The following is a 20,842-nucleotide window of genomic DNA, read 5'->3' as shown; positions in this document are numbered from 1 at the left end:
CGAGTGATCCGTGTTCGAATGAATGTCCAAAACAATGGAGTGGGCAATTCCCACAGTCGTGCGGGGACAAGAACGAATACCAGTCAACCAAACTCATACGTTTGAACGATGGATGACAGAAACATCAACGCTTCACTCGCAAAATCGCGGCCAACCCCACAGATGCAACACACCATGGTTATCGACCGACCTTGGTCTACCGCAAACGAGCGGCAAGTTATTCAACGGCTGATGGGCCGGAGAAATAGCAATTCACTCGTCCCTGACCTTTGACCGCGACGGCTGCTTCCATAGTAAAAATAGACCAACGGTCGCAACCGCCGCAGAGACGAATAGTTGCCCTCCCAGGAACGGCAGGTCATCGGCAAGATTTCCAGTTGAATCGACTGGACGTTGGATGCCACGAAGTGAAAGCCCTGCCAACACGATCAGAATCCAGCCGAACACTCTGCGTGTCTTTGACGCCCCAGGAGCCCCAGTGTCAGTCGAAAATTGCTCTGAGGATTTTGCAGCGGGTGGTTCATACGGGTCAGTCATGAGTGCTAACTTGAGTCGACGAACGTCGGACCACAGCGGCGACTGCAGAGCGAGGCTCGCTTGTCTAAACGCGAATACCGTGCTCTGCTGCATGGCATTGGTTATCCGCCGTCGTGGCGTTCCATGGGGATACCAAGATGTTCTCGTAAGATATCATCCACTTGAGTCCGAAGCAAATTGCCGTCGTCGCGAGCCCGCGCCGCAGATTCAAAGTCCTGCTGGCGAACGAGCTCCTCTTTCTTGAGCTCGAGACATTCAATCTCCTCAAATAGTTTAGGGATGTCAGAGGATGTTGGGTAATAGTGCAGCGCGACGTCAAGTTCACTGGATGTCATGCAACCGAAGTCGGACATTGCCGAGTGTATCTCGTGAAAGCAAGGGAAATCGAGAGGCATCCGAAGCGGGTCATACGACAAGTCGATGTTGCGAATAAATCGAGCGGTATTGTATGAGACGGTGATAGCAAGCGGTGGATGAAGCCAGCGAGAGAGTTGACGGACTACTCCGTTTCCGCGGTCGTCGGGAAGTGGCACAACTACCGTGTCGCCTTGGCAGTACGCCGAGATGTTGTGTGCGACAATGTGCGGCAACACGAGATTCACGTTCCAGCCCAGCTCGAGCGGTAGATGGATCACGGCTACGATTTCAGTCGGGGCACGAAGTAAATATTGCTGGATGTGAAGGAAGTCCCCCGGCGACAAGTGAAACCTGCGGGATGTTGCGGCCGGTTGGCGTCTGCTGAGTATGTGAGCTCAGAATTCTCGGGTCAAGCAAATCTCTGAACATACCTCTCGCGACAGGATTTCTATGTTTTGCGGACATGCGAGGGATCAGCTCGGTGATGCGGCGGAGAGCACGAATTCACTCTCAGGAATGATAATAGCTCGCACTGCAAATGTTCGCGGTGGTTTTTGCTGAAAGGCTGTTCGTAAGCGCAACGGAATCGATTGCGTACGATCCTATTGCGAGGCTTTCAGTACCAGCGAATCCCCAGTTGCGCTGGCCAACTTGCGATTGGCGACGATGATCCGGTGCCAAGTTTCATCATACAGATTAGCGTTCTGGCCGGTCAGCGGGAGGCTTGGCAACCAAATATCGGGACGCGTTGGACCGAGCGTATCGAGTGCCAGCAAATATTGCTCGCGTAGATCGTCCGAGGCCTCCAGAAGGGTGCGTAGATCGGTGGCCTGCGGTTCCAGTAGCGTCCCCTTGGCGGTGCCGGTTTTGCGAGTAACCCAGTCGAGGGAAATGTTACGCGGTACCGCAGGCGTTAGCAGAACGCGTTTGCCACCGATTTCTAACAGGTAGGCCAATTCGCTCGCGTCTCCCTCGCCCAATGCGATTACCTCAACCAAAGTTGAAAGTTTTCGGCTCAAAGAAGCTTCGTCCAGCGACGGCCAACTTCCGGCATCTGACACCAACGACGGAGTCCCTCCCGGTGCCATCACCAACGTCGTCTTGGCGAGACTGACCAGTCCACTGCAATGCGTCGGCTGGCGAGTGGTCAGGAGAACGGCATCGGGCGTGCGAAAGTCTAGCCCAAGTCTCTCGAAACGACTTTGCAACTTGGTTAGGAACTGTTCCCCACCAGGTGCATTCACAACGATGCTTTGTTCCGCATCGACCAGCCCATAAACAGCGACTCCATCAATCTCACCGAAGTAGAACAGCCCTTTTTCGATTTGCTTTGGTGAGCCGTCCAAAAAATCTTTGCCATCGTCCTGGTGCCTTTGCACGACGGTTCTGATCTCACGCTGAGTGGGCAGCAGCAATTCCTGCCATTGTTGAGTATCGATGGATATTGGGCGTGAAAACGTCTGCTGACGCGGGTGCCCGGGCAATAAATAATCGGGTACGTCCATCGCCAATAATTGATCGATGGTGGCCGAATAGGTCTCGGCGTCCCCTCGAAACTTTGGCGAGATAAAGATCGGATACGTTGCGGGTCCAAACCGTAGCGACGCGATCACATCACCGCTAAACAGAAATGATTCGCCGGCTTTCTCGGCGAGATAACACATGCTGCCTGGTGTGTGACCAGGACAACCCATCGTGTGAATAACGGTGTCACCCAGTTCAATGCGATCACCATCATTGAGCGTTCGATCGACGACGATGGGCGTCCCTGAAAACTCAATTCGCGGGAAGAGCGAAAATAACGCGAATTCGTTGGCGCTGCGCAGCACGTCGAGGTCATCTGCCCCGACACAAACGGTTGCGTGGGAGACCTCGCGAACGCGGTTCGCGCCGAAGACGTGATCGTAGTGAGCATGCGTCAACAACACGAATTTCACGTCCTCGATCTGCAACCCCACCTCAGTCATGCAGTTCCGTAAACCCACTACATTCTCGTCCGATCCGGTATCAATTAAAATGAGACCGTCACCGGTATCGATCACATACGCCGCGCTGGGGTACAGGCCGCCCAGCCCATACACGCCGGGGGCCAACAAGGCGTTCCGTTTCCCAGACCACTCGGGTACCGGCTCGGGTACCGTGCTCTCGACGTACTGAGGTGACTCCAATTGACGCTCTGCCAGACGTTTGCGAATCGCGATTGCATCAGCAGATTCACCACAGCCGGCGAGCAGCAAGCAGATGCTAACGAGCGCAACGCATACCGCGTTGCCGAGCGAGGAGACTAGTAAACGTGCTCGCTGGGGATTTCTCGTATTCAATGATTCACTCATTATCACCCAGGGATTCTTCAGTGGTTTCGTCAGCGACGGACGCTTCCCTCACTGTCACCAGTTGGTTTGCGGGAATGGGCCCCGTCAAAACTTGCTGTTTTCCTGAAGGCCAATTGACCTCAATTTTCGTCACCGTCTCGGCATCTCCCAACCCGAAATAGAGCGGCAGATGGCTTTGAGCCAGATATCCGGATTTGCCGTCATGGACCGCCAGCCAGCGTTGATCTCCGGCATGCACGGTGACCGTCGCACCGAGACCATCTCGGTTCGATTCGTGACCGATCAATGCAATTTTGAGAAAATGCAGCCCAGGCTGTTCGCTTAAACTGCTGCGGAGCACCATGGGTGTGCCCCCGAAATCATTGGTGACGATATCCAAATCGCCATCGTCGTCATAATCAAAAATGACACTACTACGAGTGCCGGTTGCAGCCCAAACGAGCACCTTGCCTCCACAGTCCTGGCAATGACGGTTGTCCTTGTCAGCGCCGCTGCAGTCCAACTCCATCCAAGGTTGAGCAGTCCCCTTAGCCCGAGGCTCCACGCCCAATACGAATTCGCTATCGACAAATGTTTCCCCCGTGTCATTGAGCAGAACAGAATTAATGCCATACCGATAAGGATAGTTCATGCTGGCGGCGACGAAGACATCTTCAAATCCATCGGCGTTCAGATCACCCACGCTGATTCCCCAGGGCCAGTAGTTCTCTGCGTTGATGCGATCGGAGACCTCCTCAAATTGATCGTCGCCCACCTTGCGAAAAAACGTGTTTCCGAGCTGGTGGTTGCCATCGGTGGCGAGTACTTGCAGAGGTAGGTTTCGCCGCATCTTCGCTTTCTCATTATCCGGTTCGAGATCGTGCACCATGTCAGTGTGCATATCCGTTACATAAAGGTCCAATTGTCCGTCGCGGTCATAATCGAACACTTTCACGCCCATGGTCCCCCACGCCGTTTTAGGAAACAGTTCACGACTCTTCTTCGTGAAACTTTTACCCCCTTGGTTTTCGTAGTATTCGTCGTGGCCTTGCATGTTAAGCAAATAAATGTCTGGCCAACCGTCTTCGTTGGCGTCGATGGGAGTCGCATCCCCTGTCCAGCTGATGTCTTGCAAGCCGACTTGATCATTGACATTTTCAAACCTCCCGGCGCCCAAGTTACGAAAGAGAATATTTGGCTCGGCGCGGTCGGCGTGCAGGTGCCCAGTGAACGCGCCTGGATATGCATGGTAGAAACCATCGGCACGTTCGTCGGTGGTGTATTTGCCGACGTTCGTCAGCAGTAGGTCGAGCAGTCCGTCACGGTCATAGTCAAAAAAAACACTCCCGGAAGAATGACCCGCATAATCGACGCCCGCGGAAGCAGAGATGTCTTCAAAGTGCCCCTGCCCATCACCGCGAAAAAGCTTGTTGGGGGCACGGACACGGGTCAGGTACAGATCCACGTTTCCGTCGTTGTCGATGTCGGCAAACGAGGCACCCACGGAGACCTCGTCTGGTTCACCGATACCGGCTTCCGCCGTGATGTTTTCGAATTTCCCGTCGCCGAGGTTTCGCCACAATTCGTTCTCACCCAACTGACAAACAAAGTACAGGTCAGGTAACCCATCGTTATCGACGTCCGCGACCGCCACGGCGCTGCCGTGATCGTAGTGTGCCGCTTTAAATGTTTTCTTCACGTCCTCAACGACTCGGTCGGTGAAATCGATACCACTTGATTCCCGCGCATCAGCAAACTGAAAGTCGTGGCGCACGTCGACACCGGAGAAACTCTCGCGCTGTGCTGCTGCTCTGTCTTCCAACCAAACGGGGTTGCGAACGTCCTCGGGAACTGAAATCTCATGCACCTGCTCGGTCCAATCCGGGATCTGTTGATCAAGCAGTGAAAGAATGTCGTGCTCAAGTTTCGCGTTGGCCTGCGGTAGCAGTCCTGAGTAGTAGCCGCGGATTTGATTCTCTGTATCGACGAGGGCGAACATCGGACTGTGGGAAATCAATTCATCGCCATCACGCGGCGACAGTACCGGCAGCTTGAAACCATCTTTGCTGAGATCCCAGATTGCCCCGCGGTCACCGGTCAAAAAATGCCAATGGGAGAAATCGGCTGCTGCGTCCGCTCCATATTTAGCGAGCACCTCGGGTGTATCGTAGGCCGGATCGACCGTGATCGTTACTAACTCCACATTGCCCCATGCCCCCGCCTGTTTCAGCCGCCTCTGCAACTTCGTGAATGCCGCCGTTTGTGCAGGGCACGTTGAACCACAACGCGTGAAGACGAAGGTGGCGATCCAGATTTTACCCTTCATCTGTTCCCGACCGACCTCATGACCTGCTTGGTCGACGAGCGAAAATGGCGGCACTGCGCCGAGCACTGTCAATTCCGCTGGTGCCTCCGCGGTAATTGCGCTGCTGTCGCTGTTCTCCGCAACGTCATCGGTTGCTGTCCGTCGACATCCGCCGGCAACGCCTAGCGTCAGCAAAAATACAGTGAAAAGCGATGTTGCGTGACGGAAGCGGATCATAGCTAGTTTGGGATGAGGGTTTGTTTGGACAATGTGTTCATTGTACGGTCAAAGTCTGAGGGCGACAGCACGATCAATTTCCCGAGTAAGCTCGAATGATCATAGCCACACATTTGGCTGCCAAGTAATTCAAGCTCTTGCGGCGGACTCGCCTCTAGATACGAATCGAGAATCAAATCGGGGGCCGCCATTTCATAAATCTCTCGCGCGGGTATTTCGAGGGTGTAGAGATAGTCCAGGCTCGATAGTTTCAGATGCACTCTCGCCCCCGCGGGTACGAAGAGCGTGCTCGCGCCATGCCGATCATCCTGAGTGAACAGCGTGCGGTCCGCTCCAGGGTAGCGAAAATAGAATGCAAACTCGGATCCCACGACTTCAATTTCGATATCCTTGTACGGTTTGGATTTCGACGGCCACGCCAAATAAAAGCTGACCAGCAGGGCGATAGATGCACCGAGGGCTACCAGGGCGAATCGAAAACTCACAAGTCGACTAGAAAGAACGCGCAAAGGCTTGCTCATCGTTCTCGATCAAAAGGTAGCGCCCGTTGGCTGGGAGATCGGAAAATCGCTGCTCCGCGCCCGTCGGCCACCGGACAATCACCTCATCGACCTGTTCATGCGCCCCAATTCCAATATCAATCAACGGTTCATTGCTACACAAAAAACCATCGCCGCCAGTCACCCAACTCACCCAGCTCTCGTTGCCACATGAGACAGTGATTTCGGCTGCGATGGCATCACGCTCACTGACGACTCCCACCAGTTCCAATTGCAACGAGTTGCCTCCCTCGGTGTGGTTTTCGAGGAGTGCGAGCGGAACATCGAGGTGGTTACAAACTAGGTCGGGTCTGCGGTCGCAATTCCAATCCAGCACCGCCATCGTACGGCCCAATGTCGGTTGGTTCCAATAGTTGTTACCAGGATCGTCCTTGGAGCCCATGTCACGGGCGGATTGTAGCTGGAATCCGCCTACATCGCCTCGGAAGAACTGCGGCCGCATCTGGTAGGGTTCCGCTGGACTGTGCCGATCAATGAGATGGCCATTGAGCACCGCCAGATCGAGCCAACCGTTACGGTCAATGTCGACCGCTTGCGTTCCCCAGGCGACCGTCTGGCGGGTCACGTCTGCTAAACCGCGCGTGACAGATGCATGCACGAAGAATCCATGCTCCATCTGCAAATAGAGATCGGCGGGTTGATCCCAGAAGTTGGTGACATGAAAGTCGATCTTGCCGTTTCGATCTAAGTCGCCCGCGGCAAGCCCCATGCATCCCTGCTGCTGTCCTAGCAGGCCTGTGGCACAGCCATATAACTGCGCGTTCTCATCTAATTGATAACGAATTGGCAGTGCTTCGTCTTCAGTTTTTCCGCCCGTCTCAGCTGCCTGACTGAGCCAGAACGCGTTTGCGATCCGATCGTTGGCGACGAAGAGATCACTACCGGCTCGACCGTCGGTGTTCGCGATCACCGCCGCGAAACCATAGCCCGGCGTGGATCCGCCAGCCCACATTTCGGGGGCACTGTAGATCTGGCCGTCGGGCTGCACCTTCCAAATCCGGTCGGATGCGGGCAAGAAATTGCTGGGGTTGCAGAGCGTGTTGTGAGGGGTGCAGTATCTGGTTAACGCAGTCGGATCATCGACGTAGTTGACTTCCACAATCTCAGGGAGTGCATCACCACTAAGGTCACCACAAGCAATGGAGGTTGTCCATTGCGAGTCGCTGTCCCACGCAGGCAGCGTTAGGGGTGAAAACGTTCCGTCACCTTGGTTAATGAAGATGCGGTTCGGACCGATATTGGCGACCACGAGATCAGCGAATCCATCTTGATTAATATCGGCAACGGCGACCCCTTGCCCATACCCAAGGTCACCGGTTTGCGTGCGGTCAGTGATGTCGGTGAATCGCTCGCCAGCGAGGTTTCGATAGAGTCGATTTGACTCTGAGCCATGAGGATCGAATGCATCCCCACCGCCTTGGGTAACATATAAATCTGGCCATCCATCGCAGTCAAAGTCGCCGACACCGATCCCGCCACCGGTGAGTTGATGCAGCAGCACGTGCTCGCTCGCCATGTCGGCGCCATTGCGATACTGAAAGTCGATACCAATCTCTGCGGCGACGTCAAGTAAATGAATCGGTACCTGAGCTGCGACGGAATCCTCTCGATCAAGGTCCGGTCTAGAGCCCGGGACCGCCGCAGCGAGGTCGACGGCGGCAGGCAGCGGCCAATCGTTAAGCCTCAAGCCACATAGCTCGAACGCCTCCGTATCGGCGTCGTTCGCTGGGGACGCGAGATCGTGGGGAGGAGCATTTTCATCTTGGGTAGCGGTGTTGGGCGGATCGTTTTTAGCGACGAGCTCGCGGCGCTGGGCAACGAGCGTGTCAATTTCCGCAGTCGAGCCGCCGAATCGTTCAAACGCCAACATTCGCCATCCGATCGACTCGATTTCACGATTGAGTGTGTGCAACAAATCAGCCATCCGGTTGAGCTCCGCCTCGCTACCGGGCCGTCTACCGAACGTGTATGCGAGTCGCGTTGTCTCGTCTAACGATGAGAACTTCTGACGTGCACATTCGGCCTCGTCGACCTGCCCGATGCTGGTCAACGCTCGCGAAAGCTCCAGATATGAGAAACGATCGGTGGGATCGCGTTTTACTGCTTCGGCGAAACAGCGTATTGCTACTCTCGGTTTGGACTGCTGATTCATCAGGATTCCCAGCGAGAACCAATACTCGGGCTCAGCATGAATGCCTGGGAGCAATTGCGATTGCCACTGGACTAATTTGTCCATGTCGCGGAGATCGGCGTAGAGGCGGCCGCGAAAAGCGGCGATACCAGTGGATTGCGGAAATTCGGCAGACAGCACCTCGGTCAACTTCGTCGCCCCCACCAGGTCGCCCTCATGTCGCAGGACTTTGGCCCGCGACAGTGCCACCGGACTCAACCGCTGCGAGAAATCAGGCGCAGGAGCAGTGGTGTTGATGAAGGGATCACCGTAGGCGATCATCGCGAACAGTTCTTGCTCGCGGATCGCCCCCTGTTGAGCGAGCCAGTTCAAGTGAGGTGCGGCAGCGAGCCGGCGGCCGGCATTGTTCAGCACCTCGGCGAGCTGGCGGTGGATGTGTATCAATTCTGCCGCATCCAGGTCAGCACTCGACCGATCAAGGATTGCCTGCAGCGGCGCTGCGGCGAGATCATACTCCCCCGCCTCAATCAACCACTGGGCAGCAACGCTGAGGCTGTGCGCCGTCGCCTCCTCGTTGGCGCCAGGATTCTCAATGAGCATCTTTGCGGCGGCAACGGGGTTACCCTGCGCGGCTTCGACCCGCGCTGCCAGCACAATGACATCAGGATGGGAACCGTCAGAAATCAGAAGTGGTCGTAATGCGACAGCGGCAGCGGCCGGATTGCGGTTATCGAGATAGTCGCTGACGACTCGCAGTCGCTCGTCGAGCGTCCTCGGCTTCGCGGCCGCTTCGGCTTCGCGACGCTGCTGTTGACGTACCACATCTGCTGCGGTTGGCCCCTCGTCGCGGTGACCGCAACCACTCAGTACACCGAGGAATAAGACGGCAACGACACCATAAGACAGGCAACGACGATGTGACAGGCGACGACGGTAATGAAGGCAAAGAGGTCTCATCGATATTCCCGCATGGTCAACGCTCCTCCGGAGCCTTCGACGATCAAGTAGTCACGTCCGCTGGCGAGCGTGCCAAACTGTTCGACGTCGCCCGATGGCCATATCACGGTCACATCGCTGACGGTATCGGCAGGTCCACACCCCAGATGAATTCTTCGCTCATTCGAGGCCATGTACCCATCGCCCGTCGTCAGCTGGGCGGCGAAACTGCGGGTGCCGATCGTCGCGGTTACCCGTGCTCCGATGGCATCGCGCGGCGAGCGCGTCGCCTTGAGCTCTAAATGGATCGATCGGCCCGCGTCAGGTGTTTGATTGACCAGCAGCGCCGCCGGATCGTCGAGATGGGTAATCGCTGCATCGAGGCGCCCGTCCCGGTTGACATCCAGCACGACCAACGCACGGCCTAAGTGGTCGCCGGTAAAATACTCACCCAACGTCGCGCGATCCCACTCGTCCCAGCGTCCACGGGAGGTCCGGGAAAAGAACTGCGGGGGCATGCGATAACTCAGATCAGCACGATCGATACGGTCAACATGGCCGTTGGCGACCATCAGCTCCTGCCCGCCCCGGTTATCGAAGTCGGCCCACTGCGTTCCAAACCCGAGCAGCTTCATCGAGGGTTCGCCGAGCCCAACCTGGTAGCTGCGGTCACTCCAAAATCCAGGTGCGACTTGCTCGTAGTAAGTGTTGTAGTCATCGGAGAAGTGCGTCATGAACAGATCGAGATCGCCGTCCCCGTCCGCATCCGCAGCGGCGATTCCCATCGAGGCTTGAGAACGCGAATTCCCGCTGGTTCCTAAGCCTCGCATGACACCGAGATCGGCGAGATAGAAAGGTTGTTTACCAAGTTGAGATGACCACAAGTGGTTCACAGTCATGTCGTTGCCAACCAATACATCCATTCCCGGATGTTGATCGAGTTCACCGGCAACCAGCCCCAGTCCTCGACCGGGCGAGGTCTGGCTCATCCACGCGGCCGTTTCCTCGACGAATTTCCCGTCGCTCCGACCTCGCCACACACGGTCTGGCTCGGCATCGAAAAGCAAAGGAGAGCACGTCCCCAACCCAAACCGATTGTGACATTCATGTTCGAACGGCTTACGGCCGGCACAGTAATTGGCTTCGTAGAGATCGATCACGGCATCGCCATCGAGATCAATCATGGCGACCGACGTCGTCCACGCTTCCCCACTCAATCCCACTTCATCGGAGATGTCGCTAAACGTTCCATCGCCATTATTTCGGTACAGTCGGTTTCGACCAATGTTGGCATCGAACAGGTCGGGGAATCCATCGTCGTTGTAATCCCCAACAGCGATGCCTTGGCCGAAGCCAGTGTCGCGATAGTTTGCGGCAGCCGACACATCGACAAAATGACCATCTTGATTGCGACTGAGTCGGTTGGGCGACGAATCGTTCTGCAGGGCGGTACCATCAAGGGTGGCTGCGGCGAGATCGGGCCAACCGTCACAATCAAAATCGAGGACGGCAACACCGCCGCCAACGCTCTGCGCGATCGTGTGGCCGCCTACGGCAGGTGCAGGAATCGAGGTGTGAAGCCAGCCTCGCGTCTGGGCCTCGTCGGCAAACGAGATGCGTCCTTGCGAAATTGGCCCAGTGTCAATCGCTGGCGCAGAAACGTCGCCGGTGGCTGTCCCGGACAGCGAGCTCAAGTCAAGCAGTGCTGCGGGATCCGCCGCAGGCAGTTGCCAGGGTGTGTCCACGCTTAGCTGATTTCGAACCAGCATGTACCGCTCGCGGAGATCAGACAGTTTTTCCTGCGGGAGGGAAACTGCAATTCGCGCCCAACCTTCTGCTTCCCAGATCCGCCCCAAAGCCAACATCGCATCGGCCACTCGCATGCACGCCGCCTGAGAATTACCAAGCCGCTCGAGATGGATTTTGATGGCGTCGCGGAGTTCCGTCTGCTTGACGATCAGGTCGGTCAATTTCGCGGCATCGTCATCCCGGTTCAATTGATGGAGCGACACGAGCAACTGCGTCAGCATTTCTGGACGGCTGGTACCGTCTCGCCGCAGCGATTCCCAAAATGCTTTGGCGGCCTGTTCGTGATGCCCTTGCGATTGTTCCCAGCGACCAACCACCCGCCAGAAATGCGCTGATTCGAGAGCGGACGGTGGGGCGGTGGCGCGCCAAGCTGGAAGTTGCGAACTCTCACCGAGCTCCAGTAGCGATTCTCCATAGAGACTGTAGGCGGGCGCGAATTGCGGCGATGATTCTACGAGGCTGGCTAATCGTGTGGCCACGGCAGACCAGTTCTGTTGTAGGGCATCTAGCTTGGCCAGCCCAAACTCCGGCCGTCGGTCATCACCCGAGATTGCCAGCAGTTTCTCACAGGTTTCGGCGTCAGGCTCGACGCGTCCGGGATCGGCCAGTAGTAATAGCGACTCGGCATCACTCTGCCCCCGCTGGACGAGCCACTTCATCGCTGGCACGGCTGCCTCGGGTACGCCGCAGGCGGCTGCGAGTCCCGCCAGATCGTAGCGAGACTGTGCATCACCAGGAAATCGAAGGCTGATCTCGCTCAGCGCCTCGATTGCGTCGTAGGGACGCCCGGCCTGCACCAGGCTCCGATACCAATTGTTCAAAATATCTCGATCTGCTGCCTCCCCTAGCACGTCGACGGCGGATTGATAGAGGACCGCAGCGCTATGAGCATCCTGGCGGCGGTTGGCCAGATCTGCCGATAACCGTAGCGCTTGAGGGTCGTTCGGATCCGCCAGCAGACAGTGTTTCAGGGTTGCCTCCGCAACATCGAGGCGACCTTGAGCTAGGGCCTGCGAGGCAGCCTCGATGCTGTGCGCGGTCTGGCTGCGTACGGCTCGGTCTCGGTTGCCAGCACTCTCGGAAGAGGCACGCCGGTCTCCGCGGTTATTGGGCGACGCGTGATCGCAACTAGCTGTCGCCAGCAAAGCCAACAAACCTAGCCCAACCAGGCAAGCAAGACGCCAGATCGACTGAACATTTGGACAGGATTGATCAAGCACGAAGCGACTTGCCGTATGAAAGCAACGAGCATGAGGTGGGCGTGTGTCATCCATCAACGTGGCATACGGAGTTCCAAGACACCGTAAAAAAGCGCGCGCGCACCCCAAATGTTTTTACAAATTAATACAAATCCCGGGGTCTGCAACCCGCAATCTGTTGACAGTGGCACTCATTCCGGCATAGAATATTGACTCTGTCTGTTCTAATACTGTTTTCCTATCTGAGTAGAGGTGTTTTGAATGTTACGTCTTGGGCTTCTTGCATGTTCGCTGTTTTGTCTGTCGTTGGTCGGTTGCGGTGCCAACACGGAAACATCTGTTCCCGAAGGTATTCAGCCACTGACCGAAGCCGAGCAACAGGCAGCTGACGACTACACCAAGTCGCAGGAAATCGACCCTCGCACCGGCCAGCCGAAAGGCTAGAGTCCGTTTGAGCCCTAGAGGTTACCTCGTTGGCAAACGCGTACACACCGCATGCGGTGTATACGCGACTCTTCTTGTCCTATTTCTCTTATCTGGAGTTTTTTATGAGTCGAAAATTTGATTTTCGTTCTCGACAGGCATTTACGCTTGTTGAACTGCTGGTGGTGATTGCCATTATCGGCGTCCTTGTCGGGCTCTTATTGCCCGCCGTCCAAGCTGCCCGTGAAGCAGCTCGGCGTATGCAGTGCAGTAACAATTTCAAGCAGCTTGGACTTGCGATGCACAACTACCACTCCACCTACGACAACCTCCCGATGCTTTCGGGCGGAACTGACGAGAGCGGTGGTGGTGACAATAACCGTTTTTGGCTGTCATGGCGTGTCGGTCTGTTGCCCTATTTTGAGCAGCAAGCTCTGTGGCAACAGATTAGCAATACGTACGTCTATGACGTTGCTGGAAACCCCACGCAGAACTACCCTCCCATGGGGCCAGTTCCGTGGCACCAGTCGTATGTTCCCTGGCTGACGGAAGTTGGTACTTATCGCTGCCCCAGCGATCCGTTTCGTCGTAGTCGTGGCTCCAATGAAGTTGCTTACGCGAACTATTCCGCCTGTGCCGGTGACGCGACCTACGAGCAACAGCATGGTGGTATCAACGGTAGTGGCATCGCCAGCACCAACGGAACATGGGGCGACCCTGGGTCCGGTAAGTGGTCACGTGGATTCTTCCGCGCCCGCCACTTCCTCGGCTTCCGTGACGTGCTCGATGGTTTGTCCAACACAATCGCGATGGGCGAAAACGCCGTCTATCAAGGCGATTTGTCGATCAAGGGCGGTATCTACACTGCTGGCGGAAACGCTAACGGTGCGGTCAATACTCCGCCTGGAGATTGGCAGACGACCATTGTTGACCCCGCGAACCCACAACAGTACCTCCGGTCACTGTCGGTCGGCGGCGGCGGCGGCACGGTTGGCGTCGATCAGCAGGTTCACCACCATCAAGGCCACCGTTGGTGCGATGGACGGTTGCCTTATAGCTCGATTCAAACCGTTCGTCCTCCCAACAGTTACAGCGTGCAGCAGGCTGAGGGTAACACAGGTTACTTCTCGGTGGGCAGTTATCACCAAGGTGGTGCCCACGTCCTGATGGGTGACGGTGCCGTCAAGTTCATTACGGACTCGATCGAAGCCGGCAACCAAAACGGATATGCCGTTGGCTCGGATCCGACGACCGGTGGTGGCGGTACGAAGGCCGATGCCGGTTTGAAGAGTCCCTTTGGGCTGTGGGGTGCCCTCGGTACCCGGAATGGTAAAGAGCCAGAAGCCTCTGTTCCTTAACGGACGCTGCTGACTTGCAGATTATCTATTTTATGAAACGGGGATGGCCAGTGGTCATCCCCGTTTTTGTTTACCCTGACACCGGTCCCCAATTGTTGTTTCACCTCGTGTCTGTTGCGATTGGCTCCCCGATATCTCACGTTCTCCGCCGTGGCGATTGCGACTAGGCTGCTGAGCCGTCGCTCTTCGTAACCGCGAATCTTCGCCAGGGAGACTTTTCAATGGGCAGTAGCGGGCCGTGAGAACGATCGCTCCGCATCACCCGTACGGGTTATTGCCGGTCGGCGACGGAGGTGTTCGGGTCCACGCTCGTTGAGAAGCCGAATGTGCTAGGAACGTATAAGTGTCAGGTTCGTATTTGGTTTTTTTCGGAATTTGACAAGTATGTTTCCATGCCAGTCGCTGCTCGATCGTGCGAATGTCCTGATTCTGCTGCTAACCACTCTTCTCTGCTCCGCTGTGCTCTTCGTTTGCGGTTGTCGGCGCGAGGAGACCGGTCGTGTGAAGTCGCCCGCTGATTCGTCCGAGGTGATCGCCGAGGCAAGTGATCGTGCTCGGGGCGAGGCCGATCCATTGGCAGCAGCGATGGCGCAGATGCAACGAGGCCATCCCGAGAAGGCTTTGCACGCTGTCGAGGAAATCCTCGGCAGCCAGCCGAAGAATATCGAGGCACTCGGCGCGGCGGTTGAGATTCACAGTCGTCAGGGTGGATTCGCGGAGGCTGCGGATTACGGCGTACGGCTGGCCAACGCCGATCCACGCGATGCGCCAGCCCTGTTGATTCGCTGCTTTGATTGGAATCTTCGGGCAGGTCGATACGCTCTGGCGGAGGCGAACTTGCTCGCCGCGCTCGAGTTGGCTCCCCGCGATGTCGCTGCACGCCGCTTGTTAGTTCAATTGTTGAATTCTCAAGGGCGCCGGATCGAGACTCGCTCGCACGTCGAGGAACTGATCCGTGGCAAGGCGGTAGCATGGCCAGAGATCTTGAGTTTAATTGACATGCGAGGTCCTTTCACACTCGTTTCCTTCGATGAGGCGATCGACGTTGCCAAGGTGTCGTTATTCTCGTTGGGGAAGCTGCGGACGTCCTACGCGGGCTTCGAGAGCAAACCGGCACAAGTCATTGAGAGTGCCGAACGCATTCTCGAGGCCTGTCCGGAGAGTGCCTCCGCATGGGCGTTCTATGGGCGTTTGCTCGTTGAAAATGGACGGGAGCGGGACATTCCCGACTGGCTGTCCGATGTGCCCCCCGGAATGTCAGGCCAGCCGGAGTACTGGACTACACTGGGAACCTGGCTGCAGAGAGCTGATCGACATGCTGAAGCCATTCGCGCCTATGGTGAGGCGTTGCGTTTGGATTCGGGTAATCGAGAAGCATTGCGGGATTTGATCGTGTCGCTCGACAAAATGGGAGCGGAGGAGCAATCCCTCGCCGCCAGACAGCAGCTCGCGATACTGGATCAAATCTTTCGCACCGCGCGTGACGCCGACGCCGAGCAGTCCATGTGGATTGCGACAGAAATGCAGAAGCTCACGCGGCCCTGGGAGGCGTTGGCGTGGATGATGCATGCGGCCCAGATCAGCGGGAATCTCGGCCAGCTTATTCCTGAATTGGACCGGCGTGCTTCGATCGTCGCACAGTGGGAGGCCGCCACAAATCCAGAGCTCATTGCGACCAGCCGAGTGGCGAAGTTGCTGGGCTTTGAACTGGAGAATTACCCGTTGCCCAATTTGGACGAGATCGCAGATGTAGATGTGACGTCGATCGCGTCGATGTCACCCAATTCCCAACCGCCCGACCGCGATCCCCCACCCGCGGAAGATCCAAGGATGATCCGGTTCGATGACGTCGCCAGTGAAGTTGGTATCGATGTCACTACCGAGACCGGCTTTTTCGCACAGCCCGACAGCTATTATTCTTACCAGGTCGACGGCAGCGGCATTGGCGTACTTGATTATGATCTCGACGGTCGACCCGATGTCTACGTGATGCAGTCGGGAGGTCCTCCTAATGATGCACAGGGATCTGAACCCAATGTGTTATTTCGCCAGGTGCCCGGTCGTTCATTCGCTGACGTGACTCTGCAAGCACAGACAACCGACCGGAACTTTGGCGCGGGCGTTGCGGTAGGCGACGTGAATCAGGACGGCTTTCCCGATTTGCTGCTGGGGAATGTGGGCGCATCGGTGCTTTTTATAAATCAAGGCGATGGGTCGTTTCGCAATGCCAGTGAGTTACTCCAGGAAAACCCTGCGACCTGGACGTCCAGCTTTGCCATCGCGGATCTCAGCGGTGACCACCTACCTGAACTGATTCAAGTCAATTATATCGATGACCCGACCGCTTTTGAGGTTAAATGCGCCGGTGGATATCTGCTTTGTCAGCCACAGCGATTCCACCCCGCGACCGATCGAGTGCTGAAAGCGAACGCGGACGGGACCTTCGCCACTTGGAAATCGATCACGACAATTGCCGATCAACCCAAACTCGGGCTGGGGCTCGTCGTCGCAAACTTTGACAAGCAACACGGAAACGACTTCTTTGTTTCCAATGACGGGGACCTCAACCACTACTGGAATAGCGTCCCCTCCGATGACGCCAGCGAAGATCGGTTTACTCTGGTGGAGTCAGCCGGACTGCGGGGATGCAGCATCGGCCAAGGCGGAACCAGTCAAGCGTGCATGGGCATTGCCGCAGGCGACTTCAATCGCGACGGCCTGCTGGACATGTACATCACGAATTTTTACCACGAACCCGTTAATCTCTTTGTTCAAAATCGGCTGGGTTTCTTCACAGACCAGGTGACACGTTTCGGACTGAGCGAGCCGTCCATGTCGATGCTAGGTTTTGGCACCCAAAGTCGAGATTTCGACAACGATGGTTGGCTCGATTTAGCGACCCTCAATGGGCACGTGTTCGACGCTTCCGATCAAGGCGTTCCATTTCGCATGAAAGCGCAATTGATGACGGGGGATCGGCGCGGCTTCACGCTCGAGCAGCCCGATACGGCGGGAGCATATTGGCAGCGAGAGCAATTGGGACGGGCACTCGCCACGTGGGACTGGAATGCCGATGGCAAGATGGACCTAATCGCCAATCACCTCGACCAACCAGTCGCGGTACTCCAGAACAACTCGGAGACGCCGAACTGGCTTCAGCTCGAGTTGGTCGGCACCACTAGCGAGCGTGATGCGATCGGCGCGGACGTTATCATCACGTCGGGATCTGAATCTTGGACAGCCTTCCGCACGGCAGGCGACGGATACATGGTCAGCAATGAGCCCGTGCTGCATTTCGGCATCGGCGACCATATAAAACTCGATCGCGTCGTAGTGAACTGGCCGAGTGGCCGAGCTCAAACGTTCAACGATGTGTCAGCGAACGCGCGTTACCTGTTGGTCGAGGACGTTGCAGAGCCGTACCAGCGACCTGCCGCAAAATGACCCAGCACAGAGGTCTGTTAGAAAGATGACGCAGCCTATGCAAACTACTTAGCGTGTGCTGGCGACGCCACGATGGAGCAGCAGCACGGCGGCATCCAGGACAATGGATCCGCATCCAACGATGGGACTTGGGGAGATCCTGGGTCTGGAAAATGGTCGCGTGGTTTTTTCCGTGCTCGTCATTTCCTTGGTTTCGATGATATCTTGGATGGATTATCCAATACAATCGCGGCCGGAGAAAACGTTGTATACCAGGGCGACCTGTCAATTAAAGGTGGCATCTATACCGCCGGAGGTAACGTCAACGGCGCAGTCAATACTCCGCCAGGAACGTGGGAGGCAACAATCGTAGACCCAGCCAACCCTCAGCAATACCTGCGGTCGCTTTCTGTTTCGGGTGGAGGTGGCACGGTAGGGGTCGATCAAGAAGTTCATCACCACCAAGGGCACCGGTGGTCCGACGGTCGTTTGCCGTACAGTTCTATTCAAACAGTGCGTTCGCCAAACAGCTATAGCGTGCAGCAGGCTGAGGGCAATACAGGCTACTTTTCTGTGGGCAGTTATCACCAAGGTGGAGCCCACGTCCTCATGGGTGATGGCGCGGTTAAGTACATCACTGATTCCATTGAAGCTGGAAATCAAATGAGCTATGCCGTGGGTTCAGATCCCACAACTGGTGGGTATGGCACAAAATCGGACGCCGGTCTCAAGAGCCCGTTTGGTCTCTGGGGTGCACTCGGAACACGCAACGCGAAAGAAACCGAAGCCATTGTTCCCTGAGCTAGCCTTGAAGGGTGCACCTGGGTCTGCTGTGGATTTCACTGCGGTGGCCCAGGTGTACGGGATTCATAAGGATTTTCCCGACGGACGCGTGCGCCGGAGGTTGTAGAGTACACAAAAAAACTTCCACTGTACTCTGACGCTCACTTCCGTGCGACGCGCCCTAATTCATCTGTCGTATTACGGACTGTAGACGCAGAGTCCTTTAGTTCCACTTCCGAACGTTTGACGCGGATTAACGAGCTGGCTTTCCCGCTTGCTTCTCATCTGCGGCAATTTGTTTTTGCGACTCCGCCTGAGCTGCCTCGTAGTCGGCGATCGCTTGCGCGTCGGCACTCGTTGCGACATTGTTGGTCGCCTCACTACCGCAGCCGACCACGACCAAACATACTACCAGCCAAACAACACTCGACCATTTCTTCATTGAAGAGCACCTATGTAGAATTGATTGTAACCAAGAATTGAATGCCGCTTGGCAATCGCTGCTCAGCACGTTTTCGGAAGGATACGCTTGGGAATTCACCGTGGCAATGGACCTCCGCTCCGTTTTTATCGAATGCCACTTGTCAGAGGCCCAATCCTGATTCACAAGGATACGTAAGAGGCATCTCGCCGCGTGTATCGCGGGTGGCTCCAGCATGCTTGTGTTTATTCCCAAAGATGCAGCCTCGGACATGAGCGTTGTCGTGGCAGTATGGGTGCTGAAGTCGGACGTGTCCGCCGCCAGCCAAGGCTACCATTCCGCTTACCTCGACGGAAAATTCTGAGTGCCAATGCAGTCTCGGTGAAATTTGCGATAGCCCCAGATGGACTGCAGCAGCTCGCTGTACGCACTTTTCGCAGAGAGACGCGTTTTTTTTAAAATCTGGCGAAACTTCCCCAAGTAGCTGGGTTTGGAGATGCTTACCCTGCATGCGCAGAGTACTTCCGTGCCGCATCAATCATTGCGCATGGCTTCAAACTCAAGCAAATTAGAGAAAGCACAGTTTATGGATCGACCCAATCCCCGACGAGCAGCATTCACGCTCGTCGAACTCCTCGTCGTAATCGCCATCATTGGCGTGCTCGTGGGGCTGCTCTTACCAGCTGTCCAAGCCGCACGCGAAGCGGCACGGCGGATGAGCTGCAGCAATAATTTCAAGCAACTTGGCTTGGCCATGCATAACTATCACGCAGCGTTTGATAAACTGCCGATGCACGGCACCGGAACGCACCCGCCCGCCCCGATCAATGCGTGGGTGTCGTCTCCCGATGGTAACAACATGCGTCTGAGCGCCTTGGTTGGCCTGTTACCTTTTATGGAGCAGCAAGCTCTGTGGCAGCAGATCAGCAACCCGTTGCTCGGTCGCACCGATGGCACAACGACAAACCCTGGCGGCACGATTCCCTGGTCAGCGATGGGCCCGACCCCCGAGAATATCCAGTACCCACCATGGGCCACTGAGATCGCCGCTCTGCGATGCCCCAGTGACCCGGGAACAGGCCTGCCCGCCCTGGGACGCACCAACTACGTGGCTTGCACGGGAGACTCGGCGCAGAACAACCGTGATGGTTACCTGGAAAAACCGGGAGTGGTCCTTCCCTACAAACCAAGTTCGGGAACCGCGACGCGTAGCCAAGCGAGCGGGCGAGGTGTATTCCACATTGGTCAGCAACTCGGGTTGCGAGACATCCTTGATGGTACCGCCAACACAATTGCCATGGGTGAGATTGCGACTGACCTGGGTGATAAAGACGTTCGCACAATTGGCGGACGTTTGGCGGGCAACAACAATGCGTCGCCCTTCATCGCCGACCCATTATACTGTCGCAACACGGTGCCCGGCATCGACCCCACCCGTCCTCAGTTTTGGGCCGTCGGGACCGATGGCGTAAGTGATGGGCGTGGGTTTCGTTGGTCCGATGCCTATCCCGTCTTTGGCCAGTGCACCACAATTCGCCCGCCTAATAGCGAGATCTGTGGTATGAGCTCGTGGGACCGCAATATGTCTGCGTCGACGTCGAGCCGCCACCAAGGTGGTACGCACGTTCTGATGGGCGACGGCGCGGTCAAGTTCATCACTGATTCGATCGAGTCTGGCAATCAATCCGCCGGCAACGTGGTTAGTGGCGGAACTGGATTACGGGCCCCTGGATCCGCGAGTCCTTACGGGCTGTGGGGAGCACTGGGAACCCGGGGTTCACGAGAAGTCACGAATAGCGACTTTTAATCGTCGCTCGAGCGATCAAAGTTGGTATAGGAAACGGGGCGTCCCCATTCGCAATCACATGCGGCGCGTGGACGCCCTGTTTTTCCTCAGCCAAGTTTATCGTGGGTAAAGCCGGCAAATTGGAATTGAGAGTATCGCGGTGACGCCCCCGTGTGAGATGCCCTAGCGGATCCAACGTTGCGGGCGGATGCGCCAAAGTCACCGCGTGGCTCACCAGATTGGGAATGTTCCGCGAACTCGACTT

At 56.4% G+C, this 20,842-nt stretch carries 13 protein-coding genes; 6 read left to right on the top strand and 7 right to left on the bottom strand.

What is annotated here, in order from left to right; genetic code table 11:
* Positions 1-638: 638 nt before the first annotated feature.
* The 6 genes from Poly21_RS08535 to Poly21_RS08510 all read right to left on the bottom strand — a co-directional run bounded on the left by Poly21_RS08535 (position 639) and on the right by Poly21_RS08510 (position 12,404).
* A complete protein-coding gene (locus tag Poly21_RS08535) occupies positions 639-1,172 on the bottom strand; it encodes a UvrB/UvrC motif-containing protein (RefSeq protein ID WP_146406428.1) in 534 nt (177 codons plus the stop codon).
* 324 nt (positions 1,173-1,496) lie between these two features.
* The gene (locus tag Poly21_RS08530; RefSeq protein WP_146406427.1) at positions 1,497-3,227 is read right to left on the bottom strand and encodes an MBL fold metallo-hydrolase; all 1,731 of its coding nucleotides are present in this window, start codon (positions 3,225-3,227) and stop codon (positions 1,497-1,499) included.
* The gene (locus Poly21_RS08525) at positions 3,220-5,748 is read right to left on the bottom strand and encodes an FG-GAP-like repeat-containing protein (RefSeq protein WP_146406426.1); all 2,529 of its coding nucleotides are present in this window, start codon (positions 5,746-5,748) and stop codon (positions 3,220-3,222) included. Before Poly21_RS08525 ends, Poly21_RS08530 begins: the two co-directional genes overlap by 8 nt.
* Before the next feature lie 2 nt (positions 5,749-5,750).
* Positions 5,751-6,233 (bottom strand): cupredoxin domain-containing protein, encoded by a 483-nt coding sequence (locus Poly21_RS08520; protein WP_146406425.1) that lies wholly within the window; start codon positions 6,231-6,233, stop codon positions 5,751-5,753.
* Positions 6,234-6,240: 7 nt separating this feature from the next.
* Entirely contained in the window at positions 6,241-9,396 is a 3,156-nt protein-coding gene (locus Poly21_RS08515) for an FG-GAP-like repeat-containing protein (RefSeq protein WP_146406424.1), read from the bottom strand.
* Positions 9,393-12,404: a CRTAC1 family protein gene (locus Poly21_RS08510; protein WP_302118124.1), complete on the bottom strand. Its 3,012-nt coding sequence runs from the start codon at positions 12,402-12,404 to the stop codon at positions 9,393-9,395. The genes Poly21_RS08515 and Poly21_RS08510 overlap by 4 nt, the downstream gene beginning before the upstream one ends.
* A gap of 240 nt (positions 12,405-12,644) precedes the next feature.
* On the opposite strand from Poly21_RS08510, the gene Poly21_RS08505 reads away from it, so the two are divergent.
* The 4 genes from Poly21_RS08505 (at position 12,645) to Poly21_RS08490 (ending at position 18,388) form a co-directional block, all read left to right on the top strand.
* On the top strand, positions 12,645-12,827 hold the full coding sequence (locus Poly21_RS08505) for a hypothetical protein (RefSeq protein WP_146406422.1): 183 nt from the start codon (positions 12,645-12,647) through the stop codon (positions 12,825-12,827).
* A 104-nt stretch (positions 12,828-12,931) separates the two neighbouring features.
* Entirely contained in the window at positions 12,932-14,164 is a 1,233-nt protein-coding gene (locus Poly21_RS08500; RefSeq protein WP_146406421.1) for a DUF1559 domain-containing protein, read from the top strand.
* 384 nt (positions 14,165-14,548) lie between these two features.
* A complete protein-coding gene (locus tag Poly21_RS08495; RefSeq protein WP_146406420.1) occupies positions 14,549-17,608 on the top strand; it encodes an FG-GAP-like repeat-containing protein in 3,060 nt (1,019 codons plus the stop codon).
* Between the two features lie 72 nt (positions 17,609-17,680).
* The gene (locus Poly21_RS08490) at positions 17,681-18,388 is read left to right on the top strand and encodes a DUF1559 family PulG-like putative transporter (RefSeq protein ID WP_146406419.1); all 708 of its coding nucleotides are present in this window, start codon (positions 17,681-17,683) and stop codon (positions 18,386-18,388) included.
* Between the two features lie 235 nt (positions 18,389-18,623).
* Here Poly21_RS08490 and Poly21_RS08485 read toward each other — a convergent pair whose 3' ends face one another.
* A complete protein-coding gene (locus tag Poly21_RS08485) occupies positions 18,624-18,812 on the bottom strand; it encodes a hypothetical protein (RefSeq protein WP_146406418.1) in 189 nt (62 codons plus the stop codon).
* A gap of 214 nt (positions 18,813-19,026) precedes the next feature.
* Here Poly21_RS08485 and Poly21_RS27270 point away from each other — a divergent pair, with 214 nt between their 5' ends.
* On the top strand, positions 19,027-19,155 hold the full coding sequence (locus tag Poly21_RS27270) for a hypothetical protein (protein WP_302118121.1): 129 nt from the start codon (positions 19,027-19,029) through the stop codon (positions 19,153-19,155).
* Between the two features lie 222 nt (positions 19,156-19,377).
* On the top strand, positions 19,378-20,598 hold the full coding sequence (locus Poly21_RS08480; RefSeq protein ID WP_146406417.1) for a DUF1559 domain-containing protein: 1,221 nt from the start codon (positions 19,378-19,380) through the stop codon (positions 20,596-20,598).
* Positions 20,599-20,842: the final 244 nt, after the last annotated feature.

The sequence above is a fragment of the Allorhodopirellula heiligendammensis genome, from assembly GCF_007860105.1.
GTDB classification, from domain to species: Bacteria; Planctomycetota; Planctomycetia; order Pirellulales; family Pirellulaceae; genus Rhodopirellula; species Rhodopirellula heiligendammensis.
The sequence above is the reverse complement of the archived record's forward strand: the minus strand, read 5'-3'. Positions and strand labels throughout refer to the sequence as shown.

Excerpts from the sequence above, each read along its gene's own strand:
- Poly21_RS08530 (WP_146406427.1), bottom strand. The coding sequence starts at position 3,227 with ATGAGTGAATCATTGAATACGAGAAATCCCCAGCGAGCACGTTTACTA.
- Poly21_RS08525 (WP_146406426.1), bottom strand. The coding sequence starts at position 5,748 with ATGATCCGCTTCCGTCACGCAACATCGCTTTTCACTGTATTTTTGCTG.
- Poly21_RS27270 (WP_302118121.1), top strand. The coding sequence starts at position 19,027 with ATGCTTGTGTTTATTCCCAAAGATGCAGCCTCGGACATGAGCGTTGTC.
- Poly21_RS08495 (WP_146406420.1), top strand. The coding sequence starts at position 14,549 with ATGTTTCCATGCCAGTCGCTGCTCGATCGTGCGAATGTCCTGATTCTG.
- Poly21_RS08490 (WP_146406419.1), top strand. The coding sequence starts at position 17,681 with ATGGAGCAGCAGCACGGCGGCATCCAGGACAATGGATCCGCATCCAAC.
- Poly21_RS08500 (WP_146406421.1), top strand. The coding sequence starts at position 12,932 with ATGAGTCGAAAATTTGATTTTCGTTCTCGACAGGCATTTACGCTTGTT.
- Poly21_RS08505 (WP_146406422.1), top strand. The coding sequence starts at position 12,645 with ATGTTACGTCTTGGGCTTCTTGCATGTTCGCTGTTTTGTCTGTCGTTG.
- Poly21_RS08515 (WP_146406424.1), bottom strand. The coding sequence starts at position 9,396 with ATGAGACCTCTTTGCCTTCATTACCGTCGTCGCCTGTCACATCGTCGT.
- Poly21_RS08485 (WP_146406418.1), bottom strand. The coding sequence starts at position 18,812 with ATGAAGAAATGGTCGAGTGTTGTTTGGCTGGTAGTATGTTTGGTCGTG.
- Poly21_RS08480 (WP_146406417.1), top strand. The coding sequence starts at position 19,378 with ATGGATCGACCCAATCCCCGACGAGCAGCATTCACGCTCGTCGAACTC.